Here is a 3455-nt window from a genome sequence, read left to right as displayed (position 1 = left end):
AAGGGGGTGACGGTTGATGTGGTCATTCCCTTCGCCACCTGCTTTTGCACCCGCCAGTGATGCGCGCCAAGGGCTGCGACCTGTGGCGAATGGGTGACGATCAACACCTGCGCGGAGGTGGCAAGGGCCGCAAGGCGGCGACCAACAGCATCGGCCGTCGCGCCACCAACGCCGCGATCAATCTCATCGAAAATCATCGTCAGACCGGGGGTATTGCCCGCCAGACATACCTTCAACGCGAGCAGAAACCGCGACAATTCGCCGCCAGAGGCGATCTTGTTCAGCGGTCCGGCGGGCGCGCCGGGGTTAGTGGCAACGGTAAAGGCAACCTCATCGACGCCTTCCGGACCCGGTTCCGCCACTGTCATCAACGTCGAGAACACTGCACGCTCCATCTTCAAAGGCGCCAGTTCCGAAGCCATCGCTTTATCAAGCCGCTTGGCGGCTGCTTGACGGGTTTTCGTCAAGGCATCCGCGCGGTGCCGATAATCGACCTCCGCTTCAGCCACCGCCGCTTGCAACACCGCCAGATTGCCCGCGCCACCGTCGATCACCGCCAAGCGCACCCGCAGATCATCGGCAAAACCGCCGAGATCATCGGCCTGAACCGCGTGCTTGCGGGCCAGCGCGCGGATGGCGAACAAGCGTTCCTCCAAGTGTTCCAGTTCCAACGGGTTGAAATCCAGCGCAGAAAGGCAATCCTCGACCCCGGTTTGGGCCTCATCCAGTTCCACCAGCACCCTGCCAAGCGACGCAATCGCGCCTTCCAGACGCCCATCGGCAGGCGCAGCGGCCCCTTCCAGCCAGCGCAGCGCATCAACGAGGGCCGCCTCCGCCCCTTGATCCGACAGCGCGGATTGCGCGCGTAGAATATCGGCACGGATTTTCTCGGCCCCTTGCATGGCACGACGGCGGGCATCCAGCACCGCTTCCTCGCCCGGCTCAGGGTTCAATGTGTCCAGTTCGGCGACGGCATGGCGCAGGTAATCTTCTTCCACCCGCGCCGCCTCCAGCCTCGCTTCGGCTTTTGCCCTCGCACGGCGGGCGCTGGACAGCGCCGACCAAGCCGCGCGCAAAGGCGACAGATCAACTCCGGCAAACACATCCAGAATTTGGCGATGCCCGCGCGGGTTCAACAACCCACGGTCATCATGTTGCCCGTGCAATTCCACCAAAACGTCTGACAAGGCGCGCAGTACCTCACCACTGGCGCGGCGGTCGTTGACCCAAGCGGTTTTGCGGCCGTCAGCCGAATTTATCCGGCGCAGGATCAATTCATCCTCCGCCGCGATCCCAGCCTCCTCCAACACCGCGCGGGCTGCGTGGCCGGGTGGCAGCGCAAACACCGCTGTCACCTCACCCTGTTCGGCCCCGTCGCGCACCAGTTCGGCGCGGCCCCGCCAACCAAGCACGAAGCCCAACGCATCGAGCAGAATGGATTTCCCCGCTCCCGTTTCGCCGGTCAACACATTCAGCCCCGGCTGAAACATCAATTCCAGCCGATCAATGATCAGCAGATCGCGGATTTCAAGCGAGCGAAGCATGTGACATCCTGCGGGCAACGCGGCCCTTTACAACCACTTGCCCTGAATGACCTGAGCGTAGACAGAGCTGAGCCAGCTTTGCCCCTGCGCCTCCATCGACAAGCCGCGCCCGGTCAGCAAACGATAGCTATCGTCATAGAACGGGCTGGACTTGAAGTTATGGCCCAGAATTGCCCCTGCCGTCTGCGCCTCATCCGTCAGGCCAAGCGCAAGATACGCCTCCACCAACCGGTGCAGGGCTTCTGGCGTATGGGTCGTGGTCTGGAAATCCTGCACCACGGTCCGGAACCGGTTGATCGCCGCCGTATACTGCCCGCGCTTGAGGTAATAGCGCCCGATCTCCATCTCTTTTGCGGCAAGATGGTCAAAGGCCAGATCGAATTTCAACATCGCGGAACGCGCATATTCGCTGTCGGGATATTTCTCGATCACTTCGCGCATGCCTTGCAGCGCCTGAAAGGTCAGGCCCTGATCGCGCCCGACCTCATCAATCTGATCGTAATAGGAGAGCGCCAGCAGATATTGCGCATAGGCCGCGTCTTCCTCGGCCGGATAAAGATCAAGGTAGCGTTGGGCAGAGCCGCGCGCATCCTCGTATTTCTTGGCTTTGTGCTGGCTGAATGCCTGCATGATCAAGGATCGTTTCGCCCATTCGGAATAGGGATAAAGCCGCTCCACCTCCGAGAAATAGCGAATCGCACCATCCGCCTTCTTGTCGGTTTCCAGCGCCAATTCACCGCGCTTGTAAATCTGCTCAGCGGTCAAATTGTCCAATGGAGCCTCTGCCTGCCCCCCGCCGCAGCCGGAAAGGCCAGCAACAAGCAGCGCTGCCCAAATGAACCCTGCGCGTGACGTAACGCCTGTCATCTTCCGCCTACCCCATTATCCTGCAAGTACCAGCCCTTGAGAGCCGGGATTGATCTGTCCTAGCACAGAAAAATCCGGGGCGCAAAACGCCTTTCACCGATTTGGGGCAGTCTAGCAATGAACTGGGATATCTGACCGCAAAACACCAACACCCGGCAGCTTTTGCCCGGTGGGTGTGCCACATTCGACAGCATCCCAGGCGGTGCGATTGGCAAATAGCGCGTGCAACAGCCGGTTGGTCAGCGCATGACCCGCCCGCAAGCCCACATAGCGCCCCAGAATCGGGCCGCCTGCCAGCGACAAATCACCCAGCGCATCCAGCATCTTGTGGCGAACGGGTTCATCGGCGTGGCGCAAACCTCCGGGGGAAAGCACCTTGTCGCCTTCGAACACCACGGCATTTTCCATACTGCCACCCAGCGCCAACCCGTTGGCGCGCATCGCATCCACATCGGCCTGACGGCAGAAGGTCCGGCTGTCGCACAGCTCCCGCACGAAGGCACCATTGGACATGTTCAGCACTTTCTTCTGCTTTCCGATTGCCGCGTCGGAAAAATCAATCCGGAAATCAATTTCCAGCATCTCGGACGGTTCCAGACGCGCCACCGCGTCACCATCGCGCACCTCAATAGGGGAAAGAATACGGATGGCGCGCACCGGCACGCTTTGGCTGCGCACGCCTTTGGCCAGTATCCCGTCAACAAAATTGCGCGAGGAACCGTCGAGGATCGGCACTTCGGGTCCGTCAATCTCGATCAGCGCGTTGTGAACGCCGCAGCCCGCAAGGGCAGCCATGATATGTTCGATCGTGGAAACCGTATGACCGGCACCATTTGCCACCAGCGTACAAAGCCGCGACGGCACCACAGCATCCCATCGCGCCGGGATCATCGTGTCGCCGGACAGGATATCCACCCGGCGAAACCAGATGCCATAATCGGCAGAGGCAGGTTTGACCACCATGCGCACCGCAGCACCGCTATGCAGTCCAGTGCCGGTGAAGACCGCTTCGGATTTCAGGGTATGTTGCACGATATCACCTTC

General features: G+C 60.8%; 3 protein-coding genes. All 3 read right to left on the bottom strand.

The features are described from left to right. On the bottom strand, positions 1 to 1544 hold a 1544-nt coding region (recN, locus tag L0H65_RS16490; protein ID WP_301460279.1), incomplete at its 3' end, for a DNA repair protein RecN. A 27-nt stretch (positions 1545 to 1571) separates the two neighbouring features. Continuing rightward, positions 1572 to 2411: an outer membrane protein assembly factor BamD gene (locus L0H65_RS16485; RefSeq protein WP_301460278.1), complete on the bottom strand. Its 840-nt coding sequence runs from the start codon at positions 2409 to 2411 to the stop codon at positions 1572 to 1574. A gap of 111 nt (positions 2412 to 2522) precedes the next feature. Continuing rightward, on the bottom strand, positions 2523 to 3443 hold the full coding sequence (gene lpxC, locus L0H65_RS16480; protein WP_301460280.1) for a UDP-3-O-acyl-N-acetylglucosamine deacetylase: 921 nt from the start codon (positions 3441 to 3443) through the stop codon (positions 2523 to 2525). Between the last annotated feature and the right edge of the window lie 12 nt (positions 3444 to 3455).

It is taken from the genome of Pseudorhodobacter sp. (assembly GCF_030452865.1).
Lineage (GTDB): Bacteria > Pseudomonadota > Alphaproteobacteria > Rhodobacterales > Rhodobacteraceae > Pseudorhodobacter.
Note: the sequence above shows the minus strand (reverse complement) of the source record. Positions and strands in the feature narration are given on the sequence as shown.